Annotated in this window: 1 tRNA gene and 1 rRNA gene; both read left to right on the top strand. The window is 49.7% G+C overall.

Going from position 1 to position 2,500, the window contains the following annotated elements:
• The first annotated feature begins 137 nt into the window (after positions 1-137).
• Positions 138-211, top strand: a tRNA-Ala gene (locus AC6I5C_RS17715).
• A gap of 139 nt (positions 212-350) precedes the next feature.
• Positions 351-2,500, top strand: a 23S ribosomal RNA gene (locus AC6I5C_RS17710); the annotation flags it as partial.

Here is a 2,500-nt window from a genome sequence, read left to right as displayed (position 1 = left end):
CATTTTTAGCGAAGGAGCCAGATGGCGCGTAGGCGTTGTCGAATAAGTTCATTAAAAACTGAAAGGAAATTTTAGAGGTTGAGTAGCCGTTATAAGTACTGTTAACTGATAACTGTTAACTGACAGCTAAATATAACGGGGGATTAGCTCAGCTGGCTAGAGCGCCTGCCTTGCACGCAGGAGGTCATCGGTTCGACTCCGATATTCTCCACAAGGGCCAAAGTCGCTGATAATATGATTGTCAGTGGCGACGCGCCACAAGTTCATTGACATATTGGAAAGATATACATGAAAAATAAAATGTTATTGTAACGAGCAATAACGTAACTCATTAAAAAGACAAAAAGTACAATAAGCTAAACAAGGGCGTATGGGGAATGCCTAGGCTCTCAGAGGCGAAGAAGGACGTGATAAGCTGCGAAAAGCTGCGGGGATCGGCACATACGATTTGATCCGCAGATATCCGAATGGGGCAACCCAGCATGTTGAAGACATGTTATCCGCAAGGAGGCGAACCCGGGGAACTGAAACATCTAAGTACCCGGAGGAAGAGAAAACAAAAGTGATTCCGTTAGTAGTGGCGAGCGAACGCGGATTAGCCCAAACCAATATTGTTACGGCAATGTTGGGGTTGTAGGACTGCGACATTGGTTGCGCAATGAACTAGAACGCTTTGGAAAGAGCGGCCATAGAGGGTGATAGCCCCGTATAGGCAAAGAGCGTTAACCATAGCAGTATCCTGAGTAGCGCGGGGCACGTGTAACCCTGTGTGAATCTGCCGGGACCATCCGGTAAGGCTAAATACTCCTGAGAGACCGATAGTGAACCAGTACCGTGAGGGAAAGGTGAAAAGAACCCCGAACAGGGGAGTGAAATAGAACCTGAAACCATACGCCTACAAGCGGTCGGAGCCCCATTGGGGTGACGGCGTGCCTTTTGCATAATGAGCCTACGAGTTACCGTTGCTGGCAAGGTTAAGGGCTTCAGGTCCGGATCCGTAGCGAAAGCGAGTCTGAACAGGGCGATGCAGTCAGTAGCGGTAGACGCGAAACCGTGTGATCTACCCATGGGCAGGGTGAAGCTGTGGTAACACACAGTGGAGGCCCGAACCGGTTGACGTTGAAAAGTCTTCGGATGACCTGTGGGTAGGGGTGAAAGGCCAATCAAACTCGGAAATAGCTCGTACTCCCCGAAATGCATTTAGGTGCAGCGTTGATCTAGTTTTATAGAGGTAGAGCTACTGATTGGATGCGGGGGCTTCACCGCCTACCAATTCCTGACAAACTCCGAATGCTATAAAATGTTGGTCAGCAGTGAGGGCATGGGTGCTAAGGTCCATGTCCGAGAGGGAAAGAACCCAGACCATCAGCTAAGGTCCCCAAATGTATGTTAAGTTGAACAAACGAGGTTGAACTGCTTAGACAGCTAGGATGTTGGCTTGGAAGCAGCCATTCATTTAAAGAGTGCGTAACAGCTCACTAGTCGAGCGGTTCGGCATGGATGATAATCGGGCATAAACATACTACCGAAGCTATGGACTTTTAAAAGTGGTAGGGGAGCATTGTAGTGCCGCTGAAGGTGTGTCGCGAGGCATGCTGGAGGAGCTACAAAAGAAAATGTAGGCATAAGTAACGATAATGCGGGCGAGAAACCCGCACACCGAAAGACTAAGGTTTCCTCAGCTATGCTAATCAGCTGAGGGTTAGTCGGGACCTAACGCGAACCCGAAAGGGGTAGTGGATGGACAACGGGTTAATATTCCCGTACCTGCCCGCAACAAAAGTGACGGAGGCGTATATTTGGTGCGCACTGACGGAATAGTGCGTTGAAGAGAGTGGCAACACCTCGATAGTACACTGAGCCTACGGGCAAGGTGATAATCCAGAGAAGCGACTTCCAAGAAAAGCGAGCGAGGCAGCCCGTACCGCAAACCGACACAGGTAGTTGGGATGAGAATTCTAAGGTGCTCGAGAGATTCATGGCTAAGGAACTAGGCAAAATTGACCCGTAACTTCGGGAGAAGGGTCGCCCCACTCCGGTGGGGCCGCAGTGAAAAGGTCCAGGCGACTGTTTATCAAAAACACAGGGCTCTGCTAAATCGAAAGATGACGTATAGGGCCTGACACCTGCCCGGTGCTGGAAGGTTAAGTGGAGGGTTTAGCTTCGGCGAAGATCTGAAATGAAGCCCCAGTAAACGGCGGCCGTAACTATAACGGTCCTAAGGTAGCGAAATTCCTTGTCGGGTAAGTTCCGACCTGCACGAATGGTGTAACGATCTGGACACTGTCTCAGCCATGAGCTCGGTGAAATTGTAGTATCGGTGAAGATGCCGATTACCCGCAGTGGGACGAAAAGACCCCGTGAACCTTTACTATAGCTTAGTATTGGCTTTGGACAAGTAATGTGTAGGATAGGTGGGAGACTTCGAAGCAGCGTCGCCAGGCGTTGTGGAGTCATTGTTGAAATACCACCCTTTGCTTGTCTAGAGTCTAACCCCTTT

The organism is Mangrovimonas sp. sgz306409, assembly GCF_059735265.1.
Note: the sequence above shows the minus strand (reverse complement) of the source record. Positions and strands in the feature narration are given on the sequence as shown.